We start from the raw sequence: 331 nt of genomic DNA, 5'->3' as shown, positions 1-331 counted from the left end.
ACGGGCGTCGTCTCGTTATCCGACCACTTGCCATCGAAGACGTTCGGGGCTCCCCACAAGCCGTAGAAGCCCAGGTAGGGCACGGTCAGGCTCGGGGTCCCGTCCTCGCTTGTGAAGGTCACGGCGCCGTCGATAAAGGTTCCCTTGGGGGCGTTCTCCGAGGCAAAGGCCGCGAACTCGGACTCGGGGGTCACGGTGACGGTCACGGTGGCGTTCGACTTAGCGGGGACCGTGATCTGCTGGGCGTCCCCGGCCTCGGCCACGCCGTCACCGGAGAAGGTCAGCGAGATACCCGCGCCCGCCCAGTTCTGCGAGTGCTCGAGGAAGAGGC

Annotated in this window: 1 protein-coding gene; it reads right to left on the bottom strand. The window is 66.8% G+C overall.

The window, feature by feature from the left end; genetic code table 11:
* Window positions 1-331, bottom strand: a 331-nt coding sequence (locus QP415_RS11085; protein WP_285100100.1) for an Fn3-like domain-containing protein, incomplete at both ends; no start/stop codon positions are given.

Origin of the sequence: Pauljensenia sp. UMB3104 (assembly GCF_030217285.1) — a bacterium.
In the GTDB taxonomy this organism is placed as follows: domain Bacteria; phylum Actinomycetota; class Actinomycetes; order Actinomycetales; family Actinomycetaceae; genus Pauljensenia.
The sequence above is the reverse complement of the archived record's forward strand: the minus strand, read 5'-3'. Positions and strand labels throughout refer to the sequence as shown.